The organism is Rhodococcus sp. YH3-3, from assembly GCF_001653035.1.
In the GTDB taxonomy this organism is placed as follows: domain Bacteria; phylum Actinomycetota; class Actinomycetes; order Mycobacteriales; family Mycobacteriaceae; genus Rhodococcus_F; species Rhodococcus_F qingshengii.
This window is the reverse complement of sequence record NZ_BCWH01000002.1, coordinates 454229-479256: the sequence shown is the minus strand read 5'-3', so window position 1 is coordinate 479256 and position 25028 is coordinate 454229. Positions and strand designations below refer to the sequence as shown.

Annotated in this window: 29 protein-coding genes and 1 pseudogene; 20 read left to right on the top strand and 10 right to left on the bottom strand. The window is 61.7% G+C overall.

The annotated features are described in order from the left end of the window. The first annotated feature begins 67 nt into the window (after positions 1–67). The 5 genes and pseudogenes from YH3_RS14910 (at position 68) to YH3_RS14890 (ending at position 3895) form a co-directional block, all read left to right on the top strand. On the top strand, positions 68–388 hold the full coding sequence (locus tag YH3_RS14910) for a GYD domain-containing protein (protein ID WP_007729728.1): 321 nt from the start codon (positions 68–70) through the stop codon (positions 386–388). Next, positions 385–1282 (top strand): annotated as a pseudogene (locus tag YH3_RS14905) (LLM class F420-dependent oxidoreductase). Before YH3_RS14910 ends, YH3_RS14905 begins: the two are co-directional and overlap by 4 nt. 75 nt (positions 1283–1357) lie before the next feature. Then, entirely contained in the window at positions 1358–2107 is a 750-nt protein-coding gene (locus YH3_RS14900) for an SDR family oxidoreductase (RefSeq protein ID WP_047271926.1), read from the top strand. A 62-nt stretch (positions 2108–2169) separates the two neighbouring features. Beyond that, complete coding sequence (locus YH3_RS14895) at positions 2170–2634, top strand: Rrf2 family transcriptional regulator (RefSeq protein WP_039973110.1); 465 nt, start codon at positions 2170–2172, stop codon at positions 2632–2634. Positions 2635–2752: 118 nt separating this feature from the next. After that, positions 2753–3895 carry a diguanylate cyclase gene (locus YH3_RS14890; RefSeq protein WP_007729732.1) on the top strand — a complete coding sequence of 381 codons (1143 nt, stop codon included), beginning with the start codon at positions 2753–2755 and terminating at the stop codon, positions 3893–3895. A gap of 27 nt (positions 3896–3922) precedes the next feature. On the opposite strand, the gene YH3_RS14885 is transcribed toward YH3_RS14890, so the two are convergent. After that, on the bottom strand, positions 3923–4807 hold the full coding sequence (locus YH3_RS14885) for a helix-turn-helix transcriptional regulator (RefSeq protein ID WP_064073862.1): 885 nt from the start codon (positions 4805–4807) through the stop codon (positions 3923–3925). Between the two features lie 167 nt (positions 4808–4974). On the opposite strand from YH3_RS14885, the gene YH3_RS14880 reads away from it, so the two are divergent. Genes YH3_RS14880 through YH3_RS14865 form a run of 4 tightly spaced genes read left to right on the top strand, consistent with a single transcriptional unit; the run spans position 4975 to position 8331 of the window. Then, positions 4975–6012, top strand: coding sequence for a zinc-dependent alcohol dehydrogenase family protein (locus YH3_RS14880; RefSeq protein WP_030536486.1), 1038 nt, complete (start codon positions 4975–4977; stop codon positions 6010–6012). A gap of 42 nt (positions 6013–6054) precedes the next feature. Beyond that, the gene (locus YH3_RS14875; protein WP_064444196.1) at positions 6055–7527 is read left to right on the top strand and encodes an MFS transporter; all 1473 of its coding nucleotides are present in this window, start codon (positions 6055–6057) and stop codon (positions 7525–7527) included. Then, complete coding sequence (locus YH3_RS14870) at positions 7502–7888, top strand: DUF2255 family protein (RefSeq protein ID WP_007729735.1); 387 nt, start codon at positions 7502–7504, stop codon at positions 7886–7888. The genes YH3_RS14875 and YH3_RS14870 overlap by 26 nt, the downstream gene beginning before the upstream one ends. Positions 7889–7917: 29 nt before the next feature. After that, positions 7918–8331: a cupin domain-containing protein gene (locus YH3_RS14865; protein WP_050656052.1), complete on the top strand. Its 414-nt coding sequence runs from the start codon at positions 7918–7920 to the stop codon at positions 8329–8331. 13 nt (positions 8332–8344) lie between these two features. Here the strand turns inward: YH3_RS14865 and lexA are convergent, their stop codons facing one another. Next, positions 8345–9034: a transcriptional repressor LexA gene (lexA, locus tag YH3_RS14860; RefSeq protein ID WP_174519486.1), complete on the bottom strand. Its 690-nt coding sequence runs from the start codon at positions 9032–9034 to the stop codon at positions 8345–8347. 77 nt (positions 9035–9111) lie between these two features. On the opposite strand from lexA, the gene YH3_RS14855 reads away from it, so the two are divergent. Continuing rightward, entirely contained in the window at positions 9112–9582 is a 471-nt protein-coding gene (locus tag YH3_RS14855; RefSeq protein WP_064443654.1) for a hypothetical protein, read from the top strand. 82 nt (positions 9583–9664) lie between these two features. Here the strand turns inward: YH3_RS14855 and YH3_RS14850 are convergent, their stop codons facing one another. Next, positions 9665–11164, bottom strand: coding sequence for an NAD(P)/FAD-dependent oxidoreductase (locus YH3_RS14850; protein WP_064443653.1), 1500 nt, complete (start codon positions 11162–11164; stop codon positions 9665–9667). Positions 11165–11680: 516 nt separating this feature from the next. Here YH3_RS14850 and YH3_RS14845 point away from each other — a divergent pair. Together YH3_RS14845 and YH3_RS14840 are read left to right on the top strand one after the other, a co-directional pair. After that, a complete protein-coding gene (locus YH3_RS14845) occupies positions 11681–12340 on the top strand; it encodes a LuxR C-terminal-related transcriptional regulator (RefSeq protein ID WP_064443652.1) in 660 nt (219 codons plus the stop codon). Positions 12341–12508: 168 nt separating this feature from the next. Beyond that, positions 12509–13396: a ScbA/BarX family gamma-butyrolactone biosynthesis protein gene (locus tag YH3_RS14840; protein ID WP_064443651.1), complete on the top strand. Its 888-nt coding sequence runs from the start codon at positions 12509–12511 to the stop codon at positions 13394–13396. Between the two features lie 38 nt (positions 13397–13434). Here the strand turns inward: YH3_RS14840 and YH3_RS14835 are convergent, their stop codons facing one another. Continuing rightward, positions 13435–14079, bottom strand: coding sequence for a ScbR family autoregulator-binding transcription factor (locus YH3_RS14835; RefSeq protein ID WP_003940238.1), 645 nt, complete (start codon positions 14077–14079; stop codon positions 13435–13437). Between the two features lie 86 nt (positions 14080–14165). Between YH3_RS14835 and YH3_RS14830 the strand changes: the two genes are divergently transcribed. The 5 genes from YH3_RS14830 to YH3_RS36040 all read left to right on the top strand — a co-directional run bounded on the left by YH3_RS14830 (position 14166) and on the right by YH3_RS36040 (position 19033). Next, positions 14166–15008, top strand: a complete 843-nt coding sequence (locus tag YH3_RS14830) for an NAD(P)-dependent oxidoreductase (protein WP_030536480.1) — start codon at positions 14166–14168, stop codon at positions 15006–15008. Positions 15009–15366: 358 nt separating this feature from the next. Further along, entirely contained in the window at positions 15367–16485 is a 1119-nt protein-coding gene (locus YH3_RS14825) for a hypothetical protein (protein ID WP_050656070.1), read from the top strand. Positions 16486–16704: 219 nt separating this feature from the next. After that, a complete protein-coding gene (locus YH3_RS14820; RefSeq protein ID WP_003940486.1) occupies positions 16705–17418 on the top strand; it encodes a FadR/GntR family transcriptional regulator in 714 nt (237 codons plus the stop codon). A 49-nt stretch (positions 17419–17467) separates the two neighbouring features. Continuing rightward, positions 17468–18703, top strand: a complete 1236-nt coding sequence (locus YH3_RS14815) for an MFS transporter (protein ID WP_050656055.1) — start codon at positions 17468–17470, stop codon at positions 18701–18703. A gap of 183 nt (positions 18704–18886) precedes the next feature. Then, entirely contained in the window at positions 18887–19033 is a 147-nt protein-coding gene (locus YH3_RS36040) for a hypothetical protein (protein ID WP_020723613.1), read from the top strand. 5 nt (positions 19034–19038) lie between these two features. Here YH3_RS36040 and YH3_RS14810 read toward each other — a convergent pair whose 3' ends face one another. After that, on the bottom strand, positions 19039–19695 hold the full coding sequence (locus YH3_RS14810; RefSeq protein WP_037128920.1) for an alpha-ketoglutarate-dependent dioxygenase AlkB: 657 nt from the start codon (positions 19693–19695) through the stop codon (positions 19039–19041). A gap of 94 nt (positions 19696–19789) precedes the next feature. On the opposite strand from YH3_RS14810, the gene YH3_RS14805 reads away from it, so the two are divergent. From YH3_RS14805 to YH3_RS14795, 3 genes are read left to right on the top strand one after another with little or no spacing between them, the layout of a single operon-like run. Further along, positions 19790–20134: a helix-turn-helix transcriptional regulator gene (locus YH3_RS14805; protein ID WP_003939956.1), complete on the top strand. Its 345-nt coding sequence runs from the start codon at positions 19790–19792 to the stop codon at positions 20132–20134. Between the two features lie 2 nt (positions 20135–20136). After that, entirely contained in the window at positions 20137–20619 is a 483-nt protein-coding gene (locus YH3_RS14800) for an SRPBCC family protein (protein WP_003940319.1), read from the top strand. Positions 20620–20659: 40 nt separating this feature from the next. After that, positions 20660–21088, top strand: a complete 429-nt coding sequence (locus YH3_RS14795) for a VOC family protein (protein WP_007729747.1) — start codon at positions 20660–20662, stop codon at positions 21086–21088. Here the strand turns inward: YH3_RS14795 and YH3_RS14790 are convergent. The 5 genes from YH3_RS14790 to YH3_RS14770 are packed head-to-tail and all read right to left on the bottom strand — an operon-like array spanning position 21051 to position 24933. Then, on the bottom strand, positions 21051–21344 hold the full coding sequence (locus tag YH3_RS14790) for an Ada metal-binding domain-containing protein (RefSeq protein WP_030536475.1): 294 nt from the start codon (positions 21342–21344) through the stop codon (positions 21051–21053). The genes YH3_RS14795 and YH3_RS14790 overlap by 38 nt on opposite strands. Then, positions 21334–22053: a 2OG-Fe(II) oxygenase gene (locus tag YH3_RS14785; protein WP_064443650.1), complete on the bottom strand. Its 720-nt coding sequence runs from the start codon at positions 22051–22053 to the stop codon at positions 21334–21336. Before YH3_RS14785 ends, YH3_RS14790 begins: the two co-directional genes overlap by 11 nt. 21 nt (positions 22054–22074) lie before the next feature. Further along, positions 22075–23094, bottom strand: coding sequence for an ABC transporter substrate-binding protein (locus tag YH3_RS14780; RefSeq protein ID WP_064443649.1), 1020 nt, complete (start codon positions 23092–23094; stop codon positions 22075–22077). Continuing rightward, a complete protein-coding gene (locus YH3_RS14775) occupies positions 23091–24467 on the bottom strand; it encodes an MFS transporter (RefSeq protein ID WP_003940475.1) in 1377 nt (458 codons plus the stop codon). Before YH3_RS14775 ends, YH3_RS14780 begins: the two co-directional genes overlap by 4 nt. A gap of 46 nt (positions 24468–24513) precedes the next feature. Beyond that, the gene (locus YH3_RS14770; protein ID WP_064443648.1) at positions 24514–24933 is read right to left on the bottom strand and encodes a MerR family transcriptional regulator; all 420 of its coding nucleotides are present in this window, start codon (positions 24931–24933) and stop codon (positions 24514–24516) included. Positions 24934–25028: the final 95 nt, after the last annotated feature.

Genomic DNA, 25028 nt, shown 5'->3' with positions numbered 1-25028 from the left:
CTACCCATTGCCACCGAGCGCCCTACGGGTACACGATCGAAGTACCCATCCCGAGCTAGGAGTGGAAATGCCGAAATACCTCTGGCAAGTGACGTACTCACCCTCCGGCGCCGCCGGTCTGCAGCAGGAGGGAGGCACTGCGCGGCGCGACGCGATAACGCGAATGGTCGAAAGCATCGGTGGCACTGTCGAATCCTGCCACTTCGCACTGGGCGGTCACGACATGTTCGTGATCGGCAACCTGCCGGACGACGTCGCGGCAGCCGCATTGAGCATTCGCACGGCTGCGGCAGGTGCAGCACGCTCGGAGTCGATCACACTGCTCACGCCGGAGCAGATCGACGAGGCAGTCAAGCGACCGACCGACTACCGCGCGCCGGGCAAATGACGACGGAAGGAATAGATCCCGGCAGCAGCCGAGTTGCACCCGCTGTGACGGAGACTACGAAAACACCTGACCTGGGAACCTACGGAATCTGGCGAGGAGCGGCTGGTTTGCCGCCCGAGCTGGGAACTGCGATCGAGAAACTCGGTTTCGGCACCATCTGGATCGGCGGCTCCCCACGCGCCGATCTACGGATCGCCGAGAAACTTCTCGACGCGACCGAGCACATCACCGTGGCAACCGGAATCGTCAACATCTGGTCCTCACCTGCGGCTGAGGTGGCGGAGTCCTATCACCGACTCGAAGCCGTGCACCCGGGTCGATTCCTGCTCGGCGTAGGCGTCGGACATCCGGAGGCTACCGGCGACTACACCAAGCCGTACGCCTCGCTCGTGTCGTACCTCGACGAACTCGACGCGGCCCAGGTCCCGGAAGCGCGGCGCGTCCTCGCCGCACTGGGGCCGAAGGTGTTGAAACTGTCCGCCGCTCGCGCCGCCGGCGCGCATCCGTACCTGACCACCCCCGAACACACGGCCGAAGCTCGCGAAATCCTCGGCCCTTCGAAGATCCTGGCCCCCGAGCACAAGGTTGTCCTGGAAACCGATCCGGAGAAGGCCAGAGCAATCGGTCGCCCCGCCGTCGCCAACCCGTATCTGTATCTGCGCAACTACACGAGCAATCTCGAGCGCCTCGGTTTTTGCGCCCGAAGAGTTGGCCAACGAGGGGAACGATCGCGTCATCGACGCCCTGGTTGCGCGGGGTACCGCGAAGTCCATCGCGGATCGACTTCGGGAGCATGTCGCGGCGGGTGCCGATCACGTTGCGATCCAAGCACTTCCCGCCGAAGGTGATCCGATCGCGACCTACGAAGCACTGGCCGCCGAACTCTTCGACTGACCGGGCAACCCTTGACTCGGATAAGTAGTGTCCGAGTATACTTGGACACTACTTATCCGAGTAAAGGAGAAAAACATGAAGATCGTCATTTTCGGAAGCGGACTCATCGGAAGCCAGGTCGCCGCCAAGCTCGCTGACGCCGGGCACGACGTGAAGGCGCTCGGTCGCGGCGACGGGATCGACATCACCACCGGCGCAGGTATCGCCGAGGCAGTCGAGGGTGCCGACGTCGTCGTGGATCTGACCAATTCCCCGTCATGGTCGGACGACGACGTCTTGGCCTTCTTCCGCGACGGAACCGGCCACATCCTCGCCGCGGAGGAGAAGGCAGGCGTCGGGCACCACGTCATCCTGTCCATCGTGGGTGCCGATCGACTGCCCGATTCCGGGTACATGCGAGCCAAGGTCGCCCAGGAAGACCTGGTCAAAGCGGGCCCGACCCCCTACACGATCGTCCGATCGACCCAATTCTTCGAGTTCGTCGCCGGAATCGCCGACGCGGGAACCACCGACGGCGCCGTCCACGCAACGCCGGGACATCTGCAACCCATCGCGTCTCGAGACGTCGTGTCCCACGTCGCCGAGGTAGTGACCGGCGCGCCGCAAAACGGCACGGTCGAGATTGCCGGACCCGAACCGCTGGGCATCGACGAACTGGTCCGGCGCTTGTTCCTCGTCACCGGCGACAAGCGTTCGGTTATCTCCGATCCCGAAGCCGGCTACTTCGGCGCGAAACTCGACAACTCGGCACTGACCCCGACACCCGGTGCAGATGCATGGATCGCGCCGACAACATACGACGCGTGGCTTGCCGAGAAGGCCTGACGTCGACAACTCGAGCGACGTCCGGCCCGCACCGCTTTCCGCGGCGTCGATAGAGTCCAATCATGAAGCTTTCCGGAGGCGTGGAGTGGTCACTCCACTGCTGCGTGGTTCTGAGCCAGTCCGAAGGGCCGGTACCCACAGCCAGACTCGCCGAACTTCACGGGGTGTCGAAGACATACCTGGCGAAGCATCTGCGAGCGCTCGCGCACGCCGGTCTGGTCAATCCGACCGAGGGCCGAGACGGCGGGTACGTTCTCACCCGGGCTCCCGAGAAGATCACCGTTCTCGACGTCGTACAGGCCGTTGACGGCACCGAACCTGCGTTCCGGTGCACGGAGATTCGACAGCAAGGAATCCTCGCCGCCCCACCGGAACAGTGCCGTTCCGCCTGCGGAATCGCCAAGGTCATGGCCGACGCCGAAAAAGCCTGGCGCGCATCACTGTCGGGGGTCACTATTGCAGATCTTGCTGCAACCCTGGACCTTCCGGCACTCAGAAAGATCCTGACCACACCGATCACACCCTAGAGCAGCCCACACCCCACGAGACGGCAATCCATCGTTCAACTATCGGGTACCTTGTTCGGGGATCAAATCTTGACGAAGAATCTTCCGGGAATTTTCGCAAGATCTCGGAGGGGGTTTCATGGGAGTCAGTGGCGCTGCGGGGTTGGGGCAGAACATTCGTCAAACAACGGGACTGTTGAGTCGCTGGTGGTCTCTTGCGTACGACGGCGAATGGTTCCCGAGGTTCCTGGCTGCTCGATCGATGTTGGGGACAGCCAGGGTGGTCGTCACCTTTTGGTGTGCTGTGTTCGTGGCACTCGCCGTACTGGCTCAATTCGTGAAGGGTGGCGCAACCGAGCTCCCTGAACGGCTCGCGGCGGGCGCAGCATGCATGATCGCGCTCTACTGCATGATTCGCTGGTCACTCGGACGGTCTTGGCCGAGTCACCATCAATCCGTTCGTTTCGTTTCGCTCACCAATATCTGCTTGTCCTTGATACTTCTCGCCGGAATCCATTCGAGCTTCCTGGCATTGACCGGCACCGTCCTGTTCGTGGTCGTCGCGAACTATTCGTCGGTATTCCACAGCCCTCGAATAGTCACCGCACAGATCACCGGCGCGCTGTTCGTCGTTGCGCTACTGACAATTCGAGCTGTAACCGATCCGGATACCGACTCTTCGCTGTCGGTGTCCACTGGATTCGTCATCGGGTGTGTTATCGCTTCAGCTTCGATGACCGTGCATTTCCTCGTCCTGTATTTGACCGACGACGCACGACACTCTTGGCGTGATCCACTCACCGCTGCCCTGAATCGACGTGGGCTGCACAATGTCTGGCAACAGTTGTTCGGTGTCGGCGAACTCCAAGGACACGTAGTCCTTGCGGTGGTGATCGATGTCGATTCGTTCAAGAGCGTCAACGACAAACTGGGTCACGCGGAAGGCGATCGGATGCTGGTGACAGTCGGCCGGCGCCTGAACTCGGTGGTCGGAGAGGTCGGACTGGTTGCGCGGACTGGCGGCGACGAGTTCGTGATTCTCATGCCCGTGGAGCCACGTCGCATCGAACAAACCGTGGTGGACATTCACAATTCGATATCGCGGCCCGCCGGCCGGCAGTCGATTTCCGTGAGCGTCGGAGCCAGCGTGTGGCTGTCCTCGACAATCCCGGACGCTTCGGGAACCATCGATCGGATTCTTGCCGACGCCGACAACGCGATGTATCGGGCGAAACGACGAGGTGGAGACCAGGTAGCTTGGGCAGTAACGCATCTGAGCTGAATCGACACGATTACCTGTCGATCGAATTCAGAGCGCCGCTTCGCTGTCGTTCGCCGGATCCAGCTGATCCTGGGTTGCCGCCCAACTCGCCAAGAGTTTGAGTGCGTCAGCCGTGGGCGTCCCCGGCGCCGCGGTGTAGACCAGCAGTGTCAGCCCGGGATTGGACGGCAGTTCCATCGCCTCGAAGTTCAGCTCCAGGTCGCCGACGACGGGGTGACGAACCTTCTTGAATCCCGTCCGATGAAAGCGCACATTGTGTTTCGCCCACCGGGTGCGGAATACCTCACTGCGAGTGGCAAGTTCACCGATGAGCTCGGTCAGCGCCCTGTCATGGGGATTGCGCCCCGCTTCCGAGCGGAGCATCGCGGCGATGTCGTCTGCCGCGCGCTCCCAATCCACGAAGAAGTCCTGCGATGCCGGGTCCAGGTACACGAACCGGGCGTTGTTCGCCGGCCTACGTGGATCGGCCAACACCGGCGAATACAACGCGCGCGCCATACGATTGGCCGCCAGCATGTCGTGCCTGGCATTACGTACCCACGCCGGCGCGTCGGTGATGGCGTCGAGTATCTGCTGAATCGCCGGGCTCACGCCCTTGGGGGCGGGCCGCTTTCTACTCGGTGCGCCTGCACTGGCGGCCTTCGCGAGGTCGTACAAATGGGCAGTTTCGGCTTCGTCGAGTTGCAGTGCTCGGGAAAGGCTTTCGAGCACCGAGTCCGACGCTCCCGCCAGATTTCCGCGTTCCATGCGCACGTAGTAGTCGATGCTCACACCGGCGAGCAGAGCGACTTCCTCACGGCGCAACCCCTTGACGCGACGGTTCCCGCCGTAGGCCGGCAGCCCTGCCTGCTCGGGTGTGATGCGAGCACGACGGGAGCTGAGGAATTCGCGGATCTCGGCTCGGTTGTCCATGCAGTTCACGTTACTCGAGCGGAGAAGACCGAGGGAGGTACTGCCGTTACCTGGAACAACAGACACTCCCGCGCCCGCGAGGCGCGGCGTTGACTGATTGCAGTCGACCGGTCCACGCCGAAACGTCGACTTCGAAGCACGCGACACCAGAAGCAAGAGGGGACACCATGCGAGCAACCATCATGTACGGCGCCGGAGACGTTCGAGTCGAGACCGTGCCCGATCCGGCACTGCAGCAGCCGACGGACGCGATCGTGCGGGTCGTCAGGGCGTGCGTTTGCGGCTCTGACCTGCACCCTTACCACAACATGCCGGCCACGCCCGGTGGTTCCCCGATGGGCCACGAATTTGTCGGAGTGGTCGAAGAGACCGGTCGCGAGGTGTCCACGTTGAAGAAGGGCGACTTCGTCATCGCCCCCTTCGCCTGGTCCGACGGGACGTGCGACTTCTGCCGCGAAGGCTTGCAGACGTCTTGCCGACACGGTGGATTCTGGGCCGGAAACGGGATCGGAGGCGGTCAGGCAGAGGCCATCCGAGTGCCGTTGGCAGACGGCACCCTGGTCAAGGCGCCGGTCGGTGAGGATTCCGAACTCCTACCGTCACTGCTCACACTCTCCGACGTCTTCGGCACCGGCTATCACGCGGCGGTCAAGGGTGGCGTCAACCAACGCACGACGGTCACGGTCATCGGCGATGGAGCCGTGGGGCTGATGGCAGTGCTCTCCGCCAAACGCCTCGGCGCCGAGCGCATCATCCTCATGGGGCGCCACAAGACCCGCACGGATCTCGGTCTCGAGTTCGGAGCCACCGACGTGGTTGCCGAACGTGGAGATGAGGGCATCGAGAAAGTCCGCGAACTGACCGGAGGCGACGGCACTCATGTCGTCCTCGAAGCGGTAGGTCACATGCCTGCCTACGAGCAGTCGCTCGGAGTTGTCCGACCGGGCGGCGTCATCAGCCGAGTCGGGGTACCCCAATACGAAGAAGCTCCAATCGGATTCGGGACACTCTTCGGACCCAACATCACACTCACCGGTGGACCGGCCCCGGTGCGCGCGTACATCGAAGAGCTGATGCCGGATGTGCTCGATGGAAAGATCGAGCCGGGCAAGGTCTTCGACCACACCGTCGGACTCGACGACGTAGCGGAAGGCTACCGAGCCATGGACTCCCGTGAATCGTTGAAGGTCCTCGTCCGCCCGTAGTCCACCACTTGCGAAAGTCCACCACTTGCGAAGAAGATGCGCGTGACCCACATTGCCACCCGTCCTGTTGCCGGTCGCATCAATCCCACCGCGATCCTGGCGATCATTCTGATCAGCTATTTCATGATCCTGCTCGACAATTCGATCATCTTCACCGGGCTACCCAGCATCCAAAGCAGCATGGGTTACTCGGCAACCGGGCTGTCCTGGGTCCAGGACGCCTACACCCTGGTGTTCGGCGGGCTTCTCCTGCTGGGTGCTCGTCTCGGGGACATCTTCGGCCGTCGTCGCGTATTCGTGGCCGGTCTCGCGATTTTCGCGATTGCGTCGTTTCTCGTCGGGGTCGCGCCGAACGGTTGGTGGCTCATCGCAGCGCGCGCTCTCCAAGGCGTCGGAGCAGCAGTGGTCGCCCCGGCGTCGCTGTCACTGCTGACCGCCAGTTTCCCGCCCGGCCCGGAGCGAACGCGCGCTGTTGCCTGGTACGGCGCTGCTGCGGGAATAGGCGCCAGCCTCGGACTCGTGATCGGCGGCGCCCTTGCCGACTGGGTGTCTTGGCGCGCAGGCTTTTTCATCAACGTTCCGATCGGTATCGCGATGATCGCTCTCGCTCCCCGGTTCATTCCGGAAACCGAGCCCAACTCCGGACGTTTCGATGTGGCCGGCGCTGTTCTCGCCACACTCGGGATGACCGCGCTCGTCTTCGGCACCGTCAACTCGGCCGAAGCGGGGTGGACCTCACCGATCACCGTTGCGACACTGGCGGCCGGGGCGATACTACTGACCTTGCTCTTCCTCAACGAAGCGAGAGCGGAGCAGCCGATCATGCCACTGAGGTTGTTCCGTAGCCGGGAGCGATCCGGGACGTACGCCGCCCGAATGCTCTATCTGGGTGCCATGATCGGATTCTTCTACTTCACGACTCAGCTACTCCAAGGCGTCATGGGCTTCAGCGCGTTCCAAGCAGGCATCGCCTTCTTCCCGATGACGATCGTCAATTTTGCTGTGGCGATGCTTATTCCGCGACTGACACCGCGATTCGGAAATTCCGCAATTCTGTCGGTTGGCATTGCCGTCACCCTAGCCGGGATGGCGTGGCTCAGTCTGGTCCATCCCGGCAGCACGTACCTCACTGCGATAGCACTTCCGATGATCTTGATCGGCGCCGGACAGGGGTTGGCTTTCGCCCCACTGACTTCTGCTGGCATCTCCGGGGTACAGGCCGAAGATGCCGGTGCCGCATCAGGATTGGTCAACACTGCACATCAACTGGGCAGTGCTCTCGGATTCGGCATCCTCGTCGCAGTCTCCGCGGGCGCCGGATCCTCTGCCGACGACGCTACAACGGCACTCACCGATCACGTATCAACGGCTCTCACCGCAGGCACCGCCCTGCTCGCCGCTTGTCTCGTCATCGTCCTCGCACTGATCGTCCCGGCTACGAGAACGCGAAGTACCGCAAAGCAATTCGACCAGGAGAAAGGAAGCCGAGATGTCGCACTCGTGGACCGAGGCTGAACTGACCAAGATCGGCGACGCCGAGGAGTTGCAGGTCTCCTCGTACCGCCGAGACGGAACCGCAAGGCCGTACGTCACGATTTGGGTTGTCCGTACCGACAACCAACTGTACGTTCGCTCGGCCTACGGAACCGACAACCCGTGGTTCGTCCGAGCAACGGCAAGTGGAACGGGCCGAATCCGAGCAGGAGGAATCGAGCGGGACGTGGCGTTCGAGTCCGCCGCACCGGATGCCCACTCGTCGATCGACTCCGCCTATCACACCAAGTACGACCGCTACGGCCCGCAGATCGTCGGCTCCGTCACCGGCCGCGCCGCCGCACCCAACACCATTCGACTTGTTCCGCTGACGCAGAACTGAACCGCCCCTTTCGATTCCGAGGAGACCTCATGGAAATCTTGAAGCCCCAGCCCACCAGCAAAGCACCCAGCGACTGGTTCACCGGCGACGTCTGGTGGGACGTCATCTACGCCGGCCAGGAGCCGTCGAGGATGCGCGCCAACATGGTTCGCTTTGCACCGTGCGCGCGAACCGACTGGCATTCTCACGCCCTCGGACAGACCCTCCACATCGTCTCCGGGACCGCGCTGGTTCAAGCTCGCGGCGGCGAGATCGTCGAAGTCCACCCGGGTGAGACCGTCTACACCCCAGCGGGAGAGGAACACTGGCACGGCGCGGCACCCGACCGTTTCATGAGCCACCTCGCACTGTGGGAAGGACCCGGCGACGGAGGCACCGAAACTACATGGGGCGACAAAGTCACCGATGAGGAATACGGCGGTCCCCGCGCCAGACGTCGTTGAGACCGGACACCTCTCAGATACGTCGCATCACGGAAACAACTTTGCCCAGGATGACCGCGCGATCGCCGTCGATGACGCTGTATGCGGGATTGCGAGGCTCGAGGTACACGTGACCGTCGCGACGCCGGAGCACCTTCACCGTGGCCTCGCCGTCGATCATCGCGGCGACGATCTCACCGGAATGAGCTTCGTCCTGGCGGCGCACCACGACGACGTCACCGTCACAGATCGCTGCGTCGACCATCGACTCACCACGCACCCGAAGTCCGAACACCGTGCCAGAGCCGACGAGCTCGCGAGGAAGCGCAAGCACCTCGTCGGCGTGCTCCTCCGCGAGGATCGGCGCGCCGGCCGCGATGTCACCGACGACCGGAACCGTCACCGTATTCGACGACGACTGTTCCTTCGCGCCTACGAGGAACGGCCGCACGTCCAACTGCCGAGCCATGGCCGCTCCCCTACGGAGGAAGCCCTTCTCTTCGAGACTCTTGAGGTGCTTGGACACCGTCGACGTCGAGCGCAGACCAACCGCGTCTCCGATCTGCCGTGTGCTCGGCGTGCACCCGTTGGCAGCCACGAGATCCCGGATGGTCATCAGAATCTGCTGCTGGCGGAGCGGCAGGGAGGAGGCGTCGAGGCCACCGAACATGTCGAGATCGTCGTAATCGGTCACGATGAGAATCGTAGTGAGGGGTCCCGACATCCAGGCCAGGCAGTCGGAGTCTGCCAGAAACGGCACAGGCAGTTTGTTTCCCGAGCGGCGCATGGCACGCTGAGCTGATGGAGCCTCTCGAACCGATGCGCCCGGTCAGTGTTCCCGCCGACACCCATAAGTCGACGCCGATCTGGAAGTCGGCACCGGTCACTTTGGGAACGGTGGGTGTGTTTGCCTACGCATTGATGTCCGCGAGAACCGGCGTCGTCGAAGTTGCACTTGGCGCGGCGATCGCGATCGCCGGCGCCGCCCTCTACTGCATGTCAGTGATGCGCACGATCAGAGAAAACTCGTGCAGCCGCGTACCTCTGCTCGGAACCCCACCCGTCTCGCCCCGTGACGTCGACCTGCTCGCCGGGGCCGGGATGCCCTTGATCATGGGCGGATCGTTGCTGGCCATACGAGCAGCGGGATGGACCTGGCCATATCTCTATCTCGGACTGCCCGCCGTGATCATGGTCGCTACCTATGTTCTTCCCGTGGTGGTGCACAACCGACGATTACGGAAGCGAACTCACCGATCGCAAACCCCGTGACGCGGGTACGTCGACGCAACATCTCCAGCACATTCTCCGACGTCCCCACTGGTACGACCGGTCCATCCCCCGGTGGAGCCGACTATGCGCTGGCGGCCTTGTCTGCAGTTTCGACAAGGGTCTCGACCTTGCTGAACTGCAGCACACCGTCTTCGATCTCGGCGTCGTGCATCAGCTTGCGGTCGCGGTAGTAATTGTTGACCACTTTCCACGCACCGCGGGCACCCTGACGCGGCATCTCTCCGTCGCCGCGCTGGATGTAGCCCGAGGTCAGGGCTCCGCCCATGAGAGATTCTTCGGCGAAGTCCTCAGGTTCGGCGTGAACCTCGAAAGTCGTGTAGTCGCGCTTACGCATGATCTTGAGTACGCGACACAGATAGGACGCGGCCAGGTCAGCCTTGAGCGTCCACGACGCGTTGGTGTAGCCGAGGATCATCAGGAAGTTCGGGATGTCGGAGTAGAGCACGCTCTTGTAGGCCACAGTCTCGTTGAGCTTGACCGGCTCGCCGTCGATGCTCATGGTCGCCCCGCCCAGGATCTGTACGTTCAAGCCGGTCGCCGTGACGATGACGTCGGCCTCGATTTCGCGGCCCGACTCGGTCACGATGCCCTTCTCGGTGAACGTGGCGATACGGTCGGTGACGATGTCGGCCTTGCCGCTCTTGAGCACCTTGAACAGGTCCCCGTTGGGAACCACGCACAGGCGCTGATCCCACGGGTTGTAGTTGGGGGTGAAGTGACGCAGGTCCACGTTCTTGCCGAGTTGCAAGCGGATCTGGGTGAGGAACAGCTTCTTCGCCAGCTTCGGATTGGTGCGTGAGAGCTGAAAGCTGGCGCGTTGCAGTGCGATATTGCGGGCTCGACCGATCTTGTAAGCGATCTGGTCGGGAACGCGCGCAAGCTTGAGACCCTTGGCAACAGGGTCCTCGGACGGCAGCGCCTGGATCCACGTGGGCGAGCGCTGCAGCATGGTGACGTGACCGGCGGTGGGGGCCATCGACGGGATCAGGGTGATCGCGGTGGCACCGGAACCGATGACCACTACCTTCTTTCCGGTGTAATCGAGATCCTCCGGCCAGTGCTGCGGGTGCACGATCTGACCGCGGAAGTCGTCCTCACCGGGGAAGGCGGGGCGGTATCCCTTGTCGTAGTTGTAGTAACCACAGGCGCCGACGAGGACGTTCGCGGTCCACGTCTCGGTCTCCCCCGTCGCCTCGACCAAGACGGTCACGGACCACTGTGCAGTCGCGCGATCGAAGTCCATTGCCACGACCTTGCGGCCGAAGTTGATGTGGTCGGTGACGCCGTATTCCTTGGCGGTTTCCTCGACGTAGTCACGGATACTGGCGCCGTCTGCGAGCACTTTGGTTCCGATCCACGGACGGAAACCGAATCCGAAGGTGAGCATGTCGGAATCCGAACGGATGCCGGGATACTTGAACAGGTCCCAGGTGCCACCGATGTTCTCGCGGCGTTCGAGGATCGCGTAAGTGCTTCCGGTCTGCTCACGAATGAGGTGGCAAGCCGCGCCGATTCCGGACAAGCCAGCGCCGATGATCAGTACGTCGACATGCTGTGTCATGAGGAAACTCGTTTCGTCGGTCGTCGCGAAGCTACTTCTGGCGTCGGCAGTGACCGAGAACGATCGGCCGGTTCAGGCCGGGTTCCCTAAGGTCAGCGCCAATGAACAGGGTATGTGCAACTGACGGTAACAGTCAATATCTCGACCCGGCCGCGTACGGAACATTGAGGTGCGACGCACCGGCCTCGCGGAACTCGATCGAGACGCCTGAATGCCTCGAGACACCGGAGAGTTGTTCACGTCGTCGACGGAACGCCCAATGACTCGTCTACACGGGATACTCATCGCCCAAATATTCAGCGCCCCAGCATAATTCGAAGGTCCACGATCAGGTGTCGAACGCGCGAGTTTCCATGGGAAGACGGGCAACTGCGATATCGCCGTAACCTTCGTGCGCATCAGCGGAAAGGTCACTGCGATAGCTAACCTGCTGACGAAACCACGCTGAAAGCAACGGTTTTGGTTTCGCAGCGAAGAGAGCGGGCGGAGCGGACCTCCACCGGAGATGTAGTCGCTATGACACTCTCCAGCACAGTCACCGTGTACACCACTCATAGCAATCGAGGGTTCGCCAATGCAATCGCTGCCGGAATCAGCGCCAGGGCTTATTCCGAGCCACAAACCGCAGACATGAGCCTGTTAAGGCATCACACCAGCGATCACGGTAGAGCGCTCGTTCTCCTACCACTCGGGGGCGTCGATTGGCAGGTGAAGGAGCTCTCCGCGCTCAAGGGATCGGTCCTGGTCGGCGATCTCAGTAGCGGCAACTCCATGATTCGGGGGCTCGCAGCGGGCGCCCACGCCGTGCTCAACTCTCAACTGCCATTCACATCCCTGCTCGATGAGCTGCAGGCCGCGATCAACCCCAACTCCGCTCGGTCTGCACACGACAAGTCCTCGCTCGTACAACGCATCCGGTTGCGCACCGAAGAATTCGCACGAATCAGCAGTCTCACCGATCGCGAGTTCGAGATCGTGGGCCTTCTCTACGGAGGCTCGAATGTCGACTCGATTGCTCGAACCGCCCACATCGCACCGACCACGGTTCGCGCCCACATCCGAAGCATCCTGCAAAAACTGGGGGTGCATTCCCAGCTGGAGGCATGCGCGATGCTCCGCCGCTCTGGTCACGACGCACGCAGACACCCACTGGAACTTCGGATCGGACGCTTCTAGCAGGAAGTGTCCCAGACACACTCGCCGAGATGGGGTGCCGCCCCTGATCGAACTCGACCTTCGAAAAGATCGTCAATTTTGACGATTCGATGACGCGCCCGGACGTCGAATATTAGGTCCTACACGACACCGAAGACACGAGTGAACATCGAAAGGTGCATTCAATCAATGGAATACACACGCACAGTGCCGCGGCATCTTGTCCACAGACATGCTGTTGCCGAGGTTTTCTTGACGGACTACCGGATCGAATCGGACTCGGCGTACCAGGTTGCTGTGCAACTCCCGGTCTCGCACCGGATATTCGACGTATCGAGCGAGCAACACGATCCGCTCGGGGTGGCAGAAGCATTTCGACAGGCAGTGGTGCTTCTGTGCCACACCCGATACGAGATTCCACTGCACTACAAGTTCCTCATGGAAACGTTCAGCTTCGAGATGCTGGACGCGCTCGACGTGCAATCAGTCGCGGAGCCGTTGAGTTTCTCGATGACAGTGGACAACCTCACTCATCGCGACGGAGCGGTTTCGGGGGTCGAAGTGTCGGGGATCCTCAGCGAGGGCAACCGGCACGTCGCCAGATGCAACGCTGTTGCGCGAGGAGTCAGCCCCGAGGGATACCGTCGAATTCGGCAAGGACGAGAAGACCACCGCCCGAGCCGGCGCATCCTTCCTTCCGGAGCCGCGGTGGTCGGATCGGAGCGAGTCGGACGCCTAACCGATGGAGATGTGCTCATCAGCACTGATCCTGCTCGGCACGCGATGTTCTGCGCTCCCGATCCACGCAACCACTCCCTTTTCGACCACCCCGTCGACCACATCCCAGGAATGATACTTTTCGAGGCCGCCCGACAAGCGCTCCGATTTCACATCGGCAACCCAGCAACAAAGATCGCCTCACTCTCGGCGGTCTTTCCGAGGTTCACTGAATGGGAAACGCCGTGCGAGGTGTCAACGATCCCCCTTGACGCGTCGGGCCATGTGCACCGAGTTCGGTTCACTCAAGAACTGGAAACCACCGCGGAACTCGAAATTGCAGTTGCGGACCAATCATGAGAGGGAACGAACACGTTCTTCTCGTCGCGTCTACCACGTCAAGCGCTCGGTGCTTCCCACTCTCTCGGTGCAAGCGCCGCCAGTTGCATGACGTGCGCCAACTTGTCCTCGCGGACGATCGTTGGCAGCACCAGGTTCCACATCTGACTCAACCGCTCGTACAGATCGGTTCTGCCCGTCAGCATTTCCGAGAGAATCTGCACTCCGGTGAACGACCCCACCACAAATCGAGCCAACGCGTCTATATCGGTGCCCGGGACGATATCGCCGGCTTCGGCCGCTTGGGTTGCCACCTGCTTGATAGCCTCGATCCAATCGAGGTACGGCTGTTCGATGGGGCCTTGAATACTGCCGATCTCCATCGTCAACCGCATGCCACCTCGCGCGATGGGCTCGGTCACAAGCTGCCGAGCCATCTCCTGCGAAACGAGCACCAGGGTTTCGACCGCGATGTCGGAGTGCGCAGCAACCCGCCGGGTACCCTCCATCGCCATACCGTGCTGCGCTGCGATGACCGCGTGCGCAAGCTCCTCCTTGGACGCGAAATGAAAATACATCGCCCCCTTCGACACACCCCCGTGCTGCAAGATCGTGCCCAAACTGGCGGAGTACCCGAACTTCTCGAAGCTCTTCGCAGCACCCAAAATGACGGCCTGGCGCGTCAGGACAGCACGCTCCTGCATGATCTACCCAGCTCTCGTTGCCGACGGAATGAATCTCAACGATACGTCGAAAGAGCTCGCAGCAACGCTCTCGACACGGACACACCGTGACGACTCTGGTACTCGGGGCCACTGGTTTCATCGGCTCCGCAGTGATGAAACAGCTGGTTTCCCGCGACGGAAACGCTGCAATCGGTTTCGTTCGCACGGCCACCGCAGCCAAACAGTTCGGCCGTGAAGGAATCGCCACCGTGATCGGCGACATCAACGAAAGTGCTTCTCTACGACTTGCAATGAGTCAGGCGTCGACCGTCATCTGTTGCGTGTCGTACGTGGGCGACGACGAACAACAGTGCGTTCACGTCAACCAACACGGCGTACAGAACGTTGCGTCGATGGCCGCCGACGTCGGCGTCGAACGCTTGCTCTACGTCAGTACCGCGGCCGTGTACGGGCCGGGACCGTTTCGAGACTTGCCGGTCAACGGCGCACCTCTCAGCCCCTTCTCACCTGCCAGTCGCACGCGCGCTCTCGCCGAGAAGTTCGTGCGCGACGCCGGAGGCCTGGTCGTCCGGCCACATCTTGTGTACGGACCCGGCGACAGATGGTTTCTTCCGACACTGACGCGAATTGTCTCTCGCCTCGACTCGATCATCGACGGCGGTAGCGCTGTCCTGTCGGTAGTCGACGTAGACCTACTCGCCCGATCCATCTACGAGTTGTCGATAGAACAGCAATTTCGCTACGGCTCAACACTTCACGTCAACGAGCCTGTCCCGCGGACAGTCATCGACCTTCTCGAGCAACATGCACGGGAGACCAACTGGACTCTGCCCCAGAACTCTATCCCCCGCGCCGACGCGGTGAAAGCTGCTGCCCAGCTGAGTCTCGACATGCACCAGATCGACATGATCAGCCTCGATCACTGGTTCCGGTCGAGACTGTACTGATGGCACACGGATCACTCTCGCCAAAACACCTGTCTCCCAGCCTTTTCAGCCCTCTCCATTGTTCAGCCTCAGCAATCAATACGACCTATTTCGCAGTCACTACAGGCAAACAGAGAGCTCTGATCGACGAAAACCACGGCTACACAAAGACGGCAGTGATCGCGCACACCAAAGAAGCGGCGTTCACGCGACTGGCAGCAGCCTGGGGCTCCCTTCCGTCCGCCTTCGCCGCCGAATGCAGTGTGTGGCGATCATGTCGTGCGCGACGGGACCGTCGGGATTTCCGACATCAAAGGAGAAAGTTCTCCGTCTCAACGACCTCGGCTACCGTCATCTGAACCAGAAAACGGGAGAACAGATGCTCACTGCGGATATTTTGCTGTCGGGCCCGCGCGGACGCCGGATGCTGCTCGCGTATGCGATCGACGCCGAACGCGCCCTGCGTCCCGAGCCAGGCGACGACATGTTCCGCATCAACGCTCACCGGGCGGCGTATCACCTCGACATCGGACAAGGAACCTCCCAAGTGTTGTTCGGCCCGGGCGCCGAAGAGGCCCGGCAGACCATAGTCACCGCGGAGGGCGTGGCGCGCAGCCTCACGGAAATATCGCTCCCCGACGTCACCGCCGTCGATCTACGCTCCGCCCTCGCAGAAGCGGTCGATGCGGCGCGTTACTGGCAGGATCCCGACGGAGAAGACGTCCTCGTCGCCACCGAAGTTATGCGAGATGAGCTTCGACGCGTCGCCGAGCACATCGCCGGCTCCGAATGCGCGCGGTGGTGGTCAACCTCGCTCGCCTCATCCGACCAATGGTCGATTCTGAGCAGAGGTGAGGAATCTCCGGACACAGACGAAGTGCCTGCTGCGCAACAACTCCTCAGCGAGTGGCGCACGAGCACCCTGGAATCGGAAGCGAGAGCTGAACGTGACCGCCCGGTGGACCCCGCGGCGAACTGGTCAGGTTATTGGTGGTCGAATCCACCCACTCAGGGTTCGACGAGGGCGCTGTTCGACGGGACTCCGGCGGGCTTGTGGTTCGTCGAAGACAGCATGGGATGGGAACGGGTCGTCGTCCGAGCATTGCGGCCACCGACTGGCGCACGCATCTACGAGATCGACAGCGCGCAAGCCTGGTCGGAGCTGTGCAGACGGTTCCCGCTCGAGGTCACCGCAGAAACGCGGCAGGTTTGGTATCGGACTACCGGCCGATCAGGCAGGTGGGTCATCCCCGACTGGGTGCAGGTCGCGGAAAGATTTGAGGGAGTGCACCTTACCGTGACGGGATACCTCGCGGCAGCAGGAACCGCGATCGAGGTCGATACCGAGACGGCGAGCGTCATCGCGGGCTGGGCACCCGACGAAACATACTGGTTCACCGATGCTGCCACCTACATTTCCGAGCCGTGTGCTTGGGTGCTGCACGACGGCCCGGAAGTGACCGACCAGCCCGCATGGACGCTGGAATCGCAGCAATGACCCGCACGTGAGGGTCTGTTAGGCATGAGGTTCCGTGAGGAATCGATCGCAGTTGCCCTTCGAGTCGAGTCAACTGCCCCGTGCGCGGTCGGCAGGAGCACTCACGTGCACGCAGACATGCGGAAGGGCGGTACCCCGCCCAGGCCGATCCGAACCCGAGTGCCCTAGATCACAAAGGTAAACCTATTCACAAATCGCCAAATGTCCTACATTTGACTCATGCCGGATTCCCGTATCGCACCCACCGCACGCAACATCCCACTTTCAGTGCAGATCGCGGAACAACTGCGGTCCCAGATCACTTCTGGCAACTGGGAATTAGGGGAGAAGATCCCCGGCGAGCATCAACTTGTCGAAATGACCGGCGCGAGCCGCAATACGGTCCGGGAGGCCATTCGCGGCCTCGTCCATGCCGGCCTCCTCGAAGCACGCCCGGGAGACGGAACCTACGTCTGCGCGAGCTCAGAACTCGAAATTGCACTTCAAAGACGTGCAGCGGCGGAGAACGTGCTCGAAATCTTCGAAGCCCGTGAAGCTTTGGAGCTCTACGCCGCCCGACTCGCAGCCGAACGAGCCCTGCCCGAAGACATCGACCGAATGACTCGGGCTTTGGATGGCCGAGACGCTGAGCCCGACGTCGCCAAATCCGTCGAGTACGACCTCGACTTCCACCTGGAGATGTTCGCAGCGAGCGGGAACCAACTGATCACGGACATCTACCGCAGTCTCGATCGCTCTGACACCATGAGCATCCCACAAGGTAAGTCCGACAAGGAGACTCGACAGCTGTTCATCGGACCTTGGACCGACGACGACCCACACCGGCAGCTGCTTGCGGCCATCCGTGACCGCGATCCGGACGGCGCAGCCGCCGCAGTGGTCCGACTGATGGACCACAGCCGATCCCTCTTTCTGCAAAACATGCCGAAGTAGCTGACACACAAGAGGTTCAGCGCACAGACAATCTCAGAAGGGCACACCTATGGCTAACGTCATCTCCGACACCGAAAACGTGGCGTCTGCCCCGAGCGCGATACCGATAATGCGCCGAGGACTCGTTATCGCTGGCATTCTTCTCATCGCAGCCAATCTTCGAGCCTCAATCACAGTCGTCGGCCCGCTACTCGGTGAGGTACGCACCGATCTCGATATCTCGTCGACAACAGCATCAGCGCTGATCAGCCTTCCACTGCTGTGCTTCGCAGTGTTCTCCCCCGTTGCCCCGGTCATCGCAGCTCGGTGGGGAATGGAACGGACACTCGCAGCAGCACTCGGCATGCTCGCCTTAGCGATCGTGATCCGCTCTGTTCCGTGGATGCCTGCGCTGTGGATCGGTACCGTATCGCTCGGCATGTCCATCGCAACAATGAACGTTCTACTGCCGGCGCTCCTCAAACGAGACTTCCCGACCGAAGCCGGCCGTTTGACCGGCATCTTCTCGGCGGTCTCTGCAGCCGTCGCCGCAACCGCATCCGGACTTGCCGTGCCGATCGCCGGTCTCACCGATCACGGTTGGCGGATCGCATTCGGAATCTGGGCTGCTATGGCTCTCATAGGATTTGGGGTGTTCCTTCCCCAACTTCGCCGACGCACGCTTCCGAAACACGATCATGCTGCGGCTTTGGATTCCCATCCAGGCGGCCATCGCTCCCCCTGGCGCTCAGCACTCGGGTGGCAGATCACAATATTCATGGGCGTCCAATCTCTCTTCTTCTACACCGTTCTGACATGGTGGCCCACCATTGAAGAATCACACGGCACTACCGCGGCTACCGCCGGACTGCATCAAGGCATCATGCAAATATTCTCGATCGTCGGCAGCCTCCTCACAGCAGTGCTCCTGCACAAACTGCCCAAGGATCAGAGAGGAGCCGTCCTCGGGCTGGTGTCGGTCGCCGCAGTGGCAGTTCTCGGCCAACTCCTCCTCCCCTCCTGGGCCCTGCTGTGGAATGCATTCCTCGGCATCGGCATCGGCGGATCGATTGTCATTGCCTTGTCCTTCTTCGCAATACGCACTGTCAATCACGGTCAAGCAGCGGCACTCTCGGGTATGGCACAGTCCGTCGGATACCTTCTGGCCGCCACCGGTCCTCTCGTTTTCGGTGCACTGCACGACGCCGTCGATTCCTGGACGACTCCGCTGATCGCGTTGCTGGTGCTGCTGGCCGTGCAACTCGTCTTCGGCTCCCTCGCCGGCCGCAACAAGACACTGGGATAAGCGAACCACGGTCGCCTCGAATCCACCCACCAACCTCCCCAGACCCGTGCCGCGACCCGAACTGTCGTCGACGTGCTGAGGTCCGAGGATGTCGACGAGACAGCGGGGCGCTCAACGGCCTACCGAATTGCACCCGGCCCATCCCCGACTGGTGGATCGGAGCCGGAAGTCGATAATGAGGGCATGAACGAGACACAACCCCACAACCTCGAACGAGAGCGCTGGCGCACGCTGCCAACTCCACCGTCGACCGAGTTGATCGAGATGGTCGGGGACGGACCTTCGAGCGCAGACTTCGACCCTGCTGCACCAGTGGCACAGCAGGGGTGAGACAGTCACGACATTCCGGTATCCCGCAGGGTGATGTTCAGCCGCCCGGACGGCAGACCGATGTCGGGGCTTGCACTTCCGGCGATAACTTTCGGCACTCCGTGATACGCGAACCGAGACTCTCCACCGAACACGAACAGATCACCCGAATGAAGTTCGACGTCGGTGTACGGCTTGTTCCGGTTCTCGGAATTCCCGAATCGAAAGACACAACTCTGCCCGACGCTCAGTGAGACGACGGGAGCGTCGCAGCGCTCGTCCTTGTCCTGGTGCATGCCCATCCGAGCGCCCTCGTCGTAGAAATTGATCAGCGCGGTGTCCGGCGTGTACCGCTCCCCCGCAGTCGGATCATCATAGGCAGCGGCAACTGCGGCCCGGCCGAGGTCGACGAGCCAGTCAGGCACCGCTGCGACAGGCGCACCGTTCACGTCGTCGGCGGTGCGCGTGTACTTGTACGGCTGCCAATGCCAACCGAGACAGACTGTTTGCACCGACATCTTGTGCCCACCAGGGACAACAGCGGAGCGCATCGGTACGGGTGCGGTCGCCCACCGTCGGCACTCGGCCACCAAGAAGCGTTGCTGTTCGACGCTGAGCCAATCCGGAACGAGGATCGCCCCCGGCGCCACTTCCAATCGTGGCCGAGGAATCAGAGCGTTCATGGTTTCCACGCTAATCGGTTTCGAAGCATTGACACCCTCGGCATGGGCTCGTACCGTAATCAACAGGTTGGTTGATAAAGGAGATGGTTGACAAGTGATCGTGGATCCAGGGGCCGACGAGCGTCTCGACAAAGCGTTCATGGCGCTTGCCGACCCGGTACGACGGCGGATCATCGCCCGCCTGAGCACCGGCCCCCAAACGGTCAACGAGTTGGCCGAGCCGTTCGAGATCACGAAACAGGCCATCTCCAAACATATTCAGGTACTCGAAGCCGCGGGTTTGGTCACTCGCAGCCGCGAAGCCCAGAGGCGGCCGGTACATCTCAACGCCGCAACTCTCGAGGCTTTGACCGCCTGGATCGACCGCTATCGACTGATCCACGAACAACAGTTCCGCAAGCTCGATCACCTACTCAGCACCACACAGAAGGAGACTTAGCCATGGCTACCACCAATCCCGTCACCATCACGGCTCCTGAGGGCGTGCCGTACATCGACATCACCCGCGAATTCGACGCACCCGTCAGTGCCGTCTTCGCAGCTCATTCGAATCCCGATCTGGTCAAGCAGTGGCTCGGCCCCAACGGATACGAGATGGAGATCGACGAATACGAGTTCGTGAGCGGCGGTCGATACAAGTACGTCCATCGCAACCCCGAGGGCGAAGAGTTCCGGTTCAACGGTGTATTTCACGTCGTTCGCGAGAACGACTTTGCCATCCAGACCTTCGAATACGAGGGATTTCCCGACGTCGTCAGCATCGAATCGATCACGTTCGAGGATCTGGGCAACGGACGCACCCGCCTCTCCGGCCATTCCGTATATCCGAGCCTCGAAGCGCGAGACGGAATGATCGAGAGCAATATGGAGCTCGGCGTCACCGAAGGTTACGAACGCCTGGACAAGATCGTCGCGCAACTCTGACCACCTGTTTGCCCGAACCTCCTCAGCGAAAGGCAGTTTCATGGACTGGACCCTCGAAGTAGTCATCGTTCCCGTCAGTGACCTCGACCGCTCCATCGAGTTCTACCGTGACAAGGTCGGTTTCGATCTCGACCACCACACCGTCAACGAACACATGACGGTCGCCCAGCTCACTCCGCGTGGTTCGGGCTGCTCGATCGTCATCGGGAACCTGCCGTCGCAGACCGAGATGACCCCTGGTTCGTTGAAGGGATTGCAGTTGGTCGTGGCCGACGCTGCAGCGGCTCGCCAAGAGCTCATCGGCCGCGGCGTCGATGCCAGTGAGGTCACCGTCTTCGACGAGCGTGACGGGGGCACCTTCTTCGGATTCGCCGACCCGGACGGCAATACCTGGGCTGTCCAGCAGCTGAAGGTCCGCGGCGACAAGCCGCTCATTCCGAAGGAGTACCGCGACCGCTTCGGCGCGTAGCAACTACCTTCCAGGCTGCGTAACCTTCGGGCATGCAGACGGCACAGGGGCGATAGCCGGCCGCAATCGCGGTCGGCTCGTCCGCGAAGAACACCCGACTGGCGACATACCCGCCACGCGCGATTGCCTGCGCGGCCCCTCGACAGTCGAGTCGCCCGTAGATCTTCGTTTTCCGGTGCCCGCCAAGCACACCGGGCGTCGAACTCTCGTAGGGTTTGTTGCGAGCGTCGCGGAGAATGTACGTCTTACTCGGCATCGTGAAGCACCAATCCCAATGTTCGACGCGTACCCGAGTGCACCACGCTGACACCATGTCGCACAGGTGCTCTCGACCACCCACGCGAACTCTGAACCGGCCGATCCCGCGTGGTGAAGATCAACGCGTGCCCCTGTTCGAGCACCGTCACCGTCGCTTTCGACTGCGCGCGCGGCCGCTGTTCCACGAGCAAGAACTCGCCGCCGGAGTGGTCGATGCGAGGTCTGTCGAGTCCGATCACGATTTGCAGGGGAAATACCAACTCTCCGTACAGGTCCCGATGCAGAGCATTCCAGTCGCCGGGTCCGTAGGACAGAAGAATCGGGGTCGGCCGATTCTGGCCGGCGTCGTGGCACTGATCGATCCATTCTTCGAAAGTGTCCGGCCACGGCGCACTGTCCCCCAGTTCGAACGCCCACTCCCGCGCCACGGGCAGCAGGTGCCGGTAGAAGGCCGCTCGCATAGCCGTGATCGGCTCCGGTACGGGATCAAGGAAGTACCGGTACTCCCCCTGGCCGAAGCGGTATCGAGCCATGTCGACGGTGCTCCGAAGGCGGTCGACCTCCGAGTACCAGGAAGCGATTTCGCGACACTCCGACTCGTCGAGTATCGGCGCCGCCTGTGCACACCCACTGGCGTTGATTCCCTCGATCAGCGCAGGCCAATCGAGGGAATCAACTCGAGCAGGCAGATCGGTGAAGAGGTCCATACGTCGTAGACGACGCGGCGGTCAGGAATGTGAGAATGCCAGCAGTTGGTCAGCCAGAGAGTTGTACGTACGGGCGATCCCGGCATAACTGAGCACGGGTTCCGGATTCCAGGTGCCGACCTTCCCTGCCTTCACCGCGGGCAAGTTGGACCACGCAGGATTGGTGCCGAGCGAATCCAGTTGCAAACTGGACGGGCGATCGTCGAGGAAGATCATGTCGGCCGGATAGTGGTCCGCCATCTCCCAGGCCAGTTTCTCGACGTAGACCGACGAGCCCTCGGCCGGATCGACGACGGCAAGGCCCAGACCCGTCAGATCAGCGAGGATCGGGAACCCCGAACGACTGACACGAATCGTGTCCGGATCTGCGGACACAAACAAAACCGGTGATTTCTTCAGGGAGGAAGCAACTTCGGAGATTCGCTCACGCGCAGCGCGGTAGTCCTCTCTCTGCGCCTCCAGATCCTGGTCCGCTCCGAGTTCCACGGCCAGTTGCACAATGTCCTGCACGATGGAATCGATGTTTCCTGTTGCTGTTTCCACGAAAAGTACTGACGACAAGCCTTTCACTGCATCCAAGTTCGCCTCGTCGAGTAATGCCGACCCGCGCAACTGAGGGACGATGACGACGTCCGGCTCCAGCGCAGCGATCTTCTCGAGTTCCACTTGTCCCCAGAGCTGCCCGACCATCTCGGTCTTCGAGAAATCCAAATTGCCGGAGATGCTGGTGTCCGTTGATCCCGGCGATCGTGTAAGTGCCCCGAAAACTCCGACAGGCACCAGTCCGTAATCCCACAGAGCACCCGCGATACCGGTGTAGGTGACAAATCTCCTTGGTGGTGAATCCAATTCGATCAGATTGCCGCGATCATCGGTGAAGGACCAGCCTGCATCGCCTTCGCCCCCGGCGTCTGCGTCCGAACGCGAGCAACCGGCCGCTGCCAGCGCAGCAGCCAATCCTGCTGCAGCGCCGAGGAACCTGCGGCGATTCCAGTCCATCTCGATACGCCGGTGCGGTCGTGGAGTGAACAGCGTGGTCATGTATGTGCCCTTTCGGCGATTGGTTGAACTGTTGCAGGAGTTGACGAACGAGAAAAGAGAAGGATCGACACCAAACCCGTGAGCATTCCGACGCCGGCACAGAAGACCAACGGCCACAGCAAGGCGAACTCGTCCGGACCGACGAAGAGCGAGCCGCACAACGCAATTCCGACGGCAAGCCCGAATTGACGCGACGAGTTGGCTGTTGCCGAAGCCGTCCCGGCGCGCTCTGCCGGGGCGTCCGACATCGCGGCACCCGGCAGCACCGGCGACACCATCGCCGAACCGACACCGGTCAGAATCAGCCCGGCGATCAGTGCGGGCCAGACCGGCTCGGCGAGAACGTACAGCATGGCCACGCAACCGATTCCGCAAAGGATCGTCCCGAATCCGAGCGACAGTCGAAGGTCGACGCGCTGAAGCCGTGATCCACACAAGGCCGATACGAAGACAAAAGCGAGCGGTTGAATCGAGAGCACGAGTGCGGCCGCCGATGCCGACAGTTCCAGCCCGTTCTGCAGCCACAGTGAAAGGACTACGAGCGGGCCGTAGGCCGCGAGGTAGTACCCGAAAGCAGCGACGAGGACGCCGTCGAATTTCAGGGATCGGAACAATGCCGGATCGAGCATCGGACTGCTGCCTCGACGCTGCCAGAACACAAACGCCGTCAGCGCACCGATTGCGATCAGGAAGGCAAGAGCTGTCGACGACGAAGCCCACCCGATGTCGCCGCCCCACGTCACGCCGAGAACCGCGGCAACGGCAGCGAGGGTGAACAAAACGATTCCGGCCCAGTCGATGTTGTCGTCGCCGCGCTCACTGTCGGCGAAACAGAACACAGCCATTGCGAGCGCCACTGCGGCCACGGGGATTCCGGAATAGAAGACCGCACGCCAGTCGAAGAACTGCGTCAGCAGCCCTCCTGCAACATTGCCGATTCCCGCCGCCAATCCAGCGACGGCACCCCACGCGGCAAAAGCCACGTGCCGATCGCGGCCCGAATATGCGTCGCCGAGCAGAGGCAGGAGTGTCGCGAACATCGCCGCACCGGCAATTCCTTGCGCGCCGCGAGCAACGACCAGAACCGTGACGTCCGGAGCAATCGCGCACACGGCCGTTGCAACCAGGAACACGACCAGTCCGCAGATGTAGAGGCGTTTGCGTCCCCACGCATCGCCGAGTGCGCCCATGCCCACAAGAAGCGCGGCAAGAGCCAGCGTGTAGGCGTCGACGACCCATGACATCGCGCCCGTACTGCCGTCCAAACCGACTGCGATGGCCGGCACCGCGATCGTTGTGATCGTGGCGTACGTCAGTAACAGGAAAGTTCCGATGCATGCGGCGATGAGCGGCAGCCATCGTCGTGCCGACATGGTCAACCTCCGGATAAGGCGGTAAGTGCGCCCTAACTATGAAGGTTCAAGTCAACTTGAAGTCAAGCGCCGCTTCGACACGAATGTCGAGCTGCTCGAGCAACCACGGGCACTGCATCGGACGCTCTTGCCGACACGTCAGGTGATGCTCGAGTATCAGTTTCGCTCGGTTGGCTGCGGAGATCTGTGCCTCGAGCGTCGACACTTGATCTGCGAGAACTGTGAAGAACTGCTCGGACGTGGTGTCGGTTTCGATGAAGGACCGCACCTGCTCCAAGGACATTCCCGTCTCGGTGTACATCCGGATCAATGCCAGCCGTCGCAGCTCACGCTGCCCGTACCAGCGTTTGCCGCCAGTTCGCGACCGCGCGGACAGCAGTCCTTCGCCCTCGTAATACCGCAAGGTCGACGCCGCGATTCCGAACGATTTTGCAACCTCGCCGATCGGGATCAAGTGCTCACGCATTCACCGATCGTAGGCTGAACGCGTAGGCGATTCCGGCAGTTATGTGTGACTTGGCATACTGACTAACGGAAGGGGTCGCGTAAGTGATCTCACGG

What these genes read in the sequence shown, in the direction of transcription:
- YH3_RS14910 (WP_007729728.1), top strand. Translation starts at nt 68, where the DNA reads ATGCCGAAATACCTCTGGCAAGTGACGTACTCACCCTCCGGCGCCGCC.
- YH3_RS14900 (WP_047271926.1), top strand. Translation starts at nt 1,358, where the DNA reads ATGAAGATCGTCATTTTCGGAAGCGGACTCATCGGAAGCCAGGTCGCC.
- YH3_RS14895 (WP_039973110.1), top strand. Translation starts at nt 2,170, where the DNA reads ATGAAGCTTTCCGGAGGCGTGGAGTGGTCACTCCACTGCTGCGTGGTT.
- YH3_RS14890 (WP_007729732.1), top strand. Translation starts at nt 2,753, where the DNA reads ATGGGAGTCAGTGGCGCTGCGGGGTTGGGGCAGAACATTCGTCAAACA.
- YH3_RS14885 (WP_064073862.1), bottom strand. Translation starts at nt 4,807, where the DNA reads ATGGACAACCGAGCCGAGATCCGCGAATTCCTCAGCTCCCGTCGTGCT.
- YH3_RS14880 (WP_030536486.1), top strand. Translation starts at nt 4,975, where the DNA reads ATGCGAGCAACCATCATGTACGGCGCCGGAGACGTTCGAGTCGAGACC.
- YH3_RS14870 (WP_007729735.1), top strand. Translation starts at nt 7,502, where the DNA reads ATGTCGCACTCGTGGACCGAGGCTGAACTGACCAAGATCGGCGACGCC.
- YH3_RS14865 (WP_050656052.1), top strand. Translation starts at nt 7,918, where the DNA reads ATGGAAATCTTGAAGCCCCAGCCCACCAGCAAAGCACCCAGCGACTGG.
- lexA (WP_174519486.1), bottom strand. Translation starts at nt 9,034, where the DNA reads ATGTCGGGACCCCTCACTACGATTCTCATCGTGACCGATTACGACGAT.
- YH3_RS14855 (WP_064443654.1), top strand. Translation starts at nt 9,112, where the DNA reads ATGGAGCCTCTCGAACCGATGCGCCCGGTCAGTGTTCCCGCCGACACC.
- YH3_RS14850 (WP_064443653.1), bottom strand. Translation starts at nt 11,164, where the DNA reads ATGACACAGCATGTCGACGTACTGATCATCGGCGCTGGCTTGTCCGGA.
- YH3_RS14845 (WP_064443652.1), top strand. Translation starts at nt 11,681, where the DNA reads ATGACACTCTCCAGCACAGTCACCGTGTACACCACTCATAGCAATCGA.
- YH3_RS14840 (WP_064443651.1), top strand. Translation starts at nt 12,509, where the DNA reads ATGGAATACACACGCACAGTGCCGCGGCATCTTGTCCACAGACATGCT.
- YH3_RS14835 (WP_003940238.1), bottom strand. Translation starts at nt 14,079, where the DNA reads ATGCAGGAGCGTGCTGTCCTGACGCGCCAGGCCGTCATTTTGGGTGCT.
- YH3_RS14825 (WP_050656070.1), top strand. Translation starts at nt 15,367, where the DNA reads ATGCTCACTGCGGATATTTTGCTGTCGGGCCCGCGCGGACGCCGGATG.
- YH3_RS14820 (WP_003940486.1), top strand. Translation starts at nt 16,705, where the DNA reads ATGCCGGATTCCCGTATCGCACCCACCGCACGCAACATCCCACTTTCA.
- YH3_RS14815 (WP_050656055.1), top strand. Translation starts at nt 17,468, where the DNA reads ATGGCTAACGTCATCTCCGACACCGAAAACGTGGCGTCTGCCCCGAGC.
- YH3_RS36040 (WP_020723613.1), top strand. Translation starts at nt 18,887, where the DNA reads ATGAACGAGACACAACCCCACAACCTCGAACGAGAGCGCTGGCGCACG.
- YH3_RS14810 (WP_037128920.1), bottom strand. Translation starts at nt 19,695, where the DNA reads ATGAACGCTCTGATTCCTCGGCCACGATTGGAAGTGGCGCCGGGGGCG.
- YH3_RS14800 (WP_003940319.1), top strand. Translation starts at nt 20,137, where the DNA reads ATGGCTACCACCAATCCCGTCACCATCACGGCTCCTGAGGGCGTGCCG.
- YH3_RS14795 (WP_007729747.1), top strand. Translation starts at nt 20,660, where the DNA reads ATGGACTGGACCCTCGAAGTAGTCATCGTTCCCGTCAGTGACCTCGAC.
- YH3_RS14790 (WP_030536475.1), bottom strand. Translation starts at nt 21,344, where the DNA reads ATGCCGAGTAAGACGTACATTCTCCGCGACGCTCGCAACAAACCCTAC.
- YH3_RS14785 (WP_064443650.1), bottom strand. Translation starts at nt 22,053, where the DNA reads ATGGACCTCTTCACCGATCTGCCTGCTCGAGTTGATTCCCTCGATTGG.
- YH3_RS14780 (WP_064443649.1), bottom strand. Translation starts at nt 23,094, where the DNA reads ATGACCACGCTGTTCACTCCACGACCGCACCGGCGTATCGAGATGGAC.
- YH3_RS14775 (WP_003940475.1), bottom strand. Translation starts at nt 24,467, where the DNA reads ATGTCGGCACGACGATGGCTGCCGCTCATCGCCGCATGCATCGGAACT.
- YH3_RS14770 (WP_064443648.1), bottom strand. Translation starts at nt 24,933, where the DNA reads ATGCGTGAGCACTTGATCCCGATCGGCGAGGTTGCAAAATCGTTCGGA.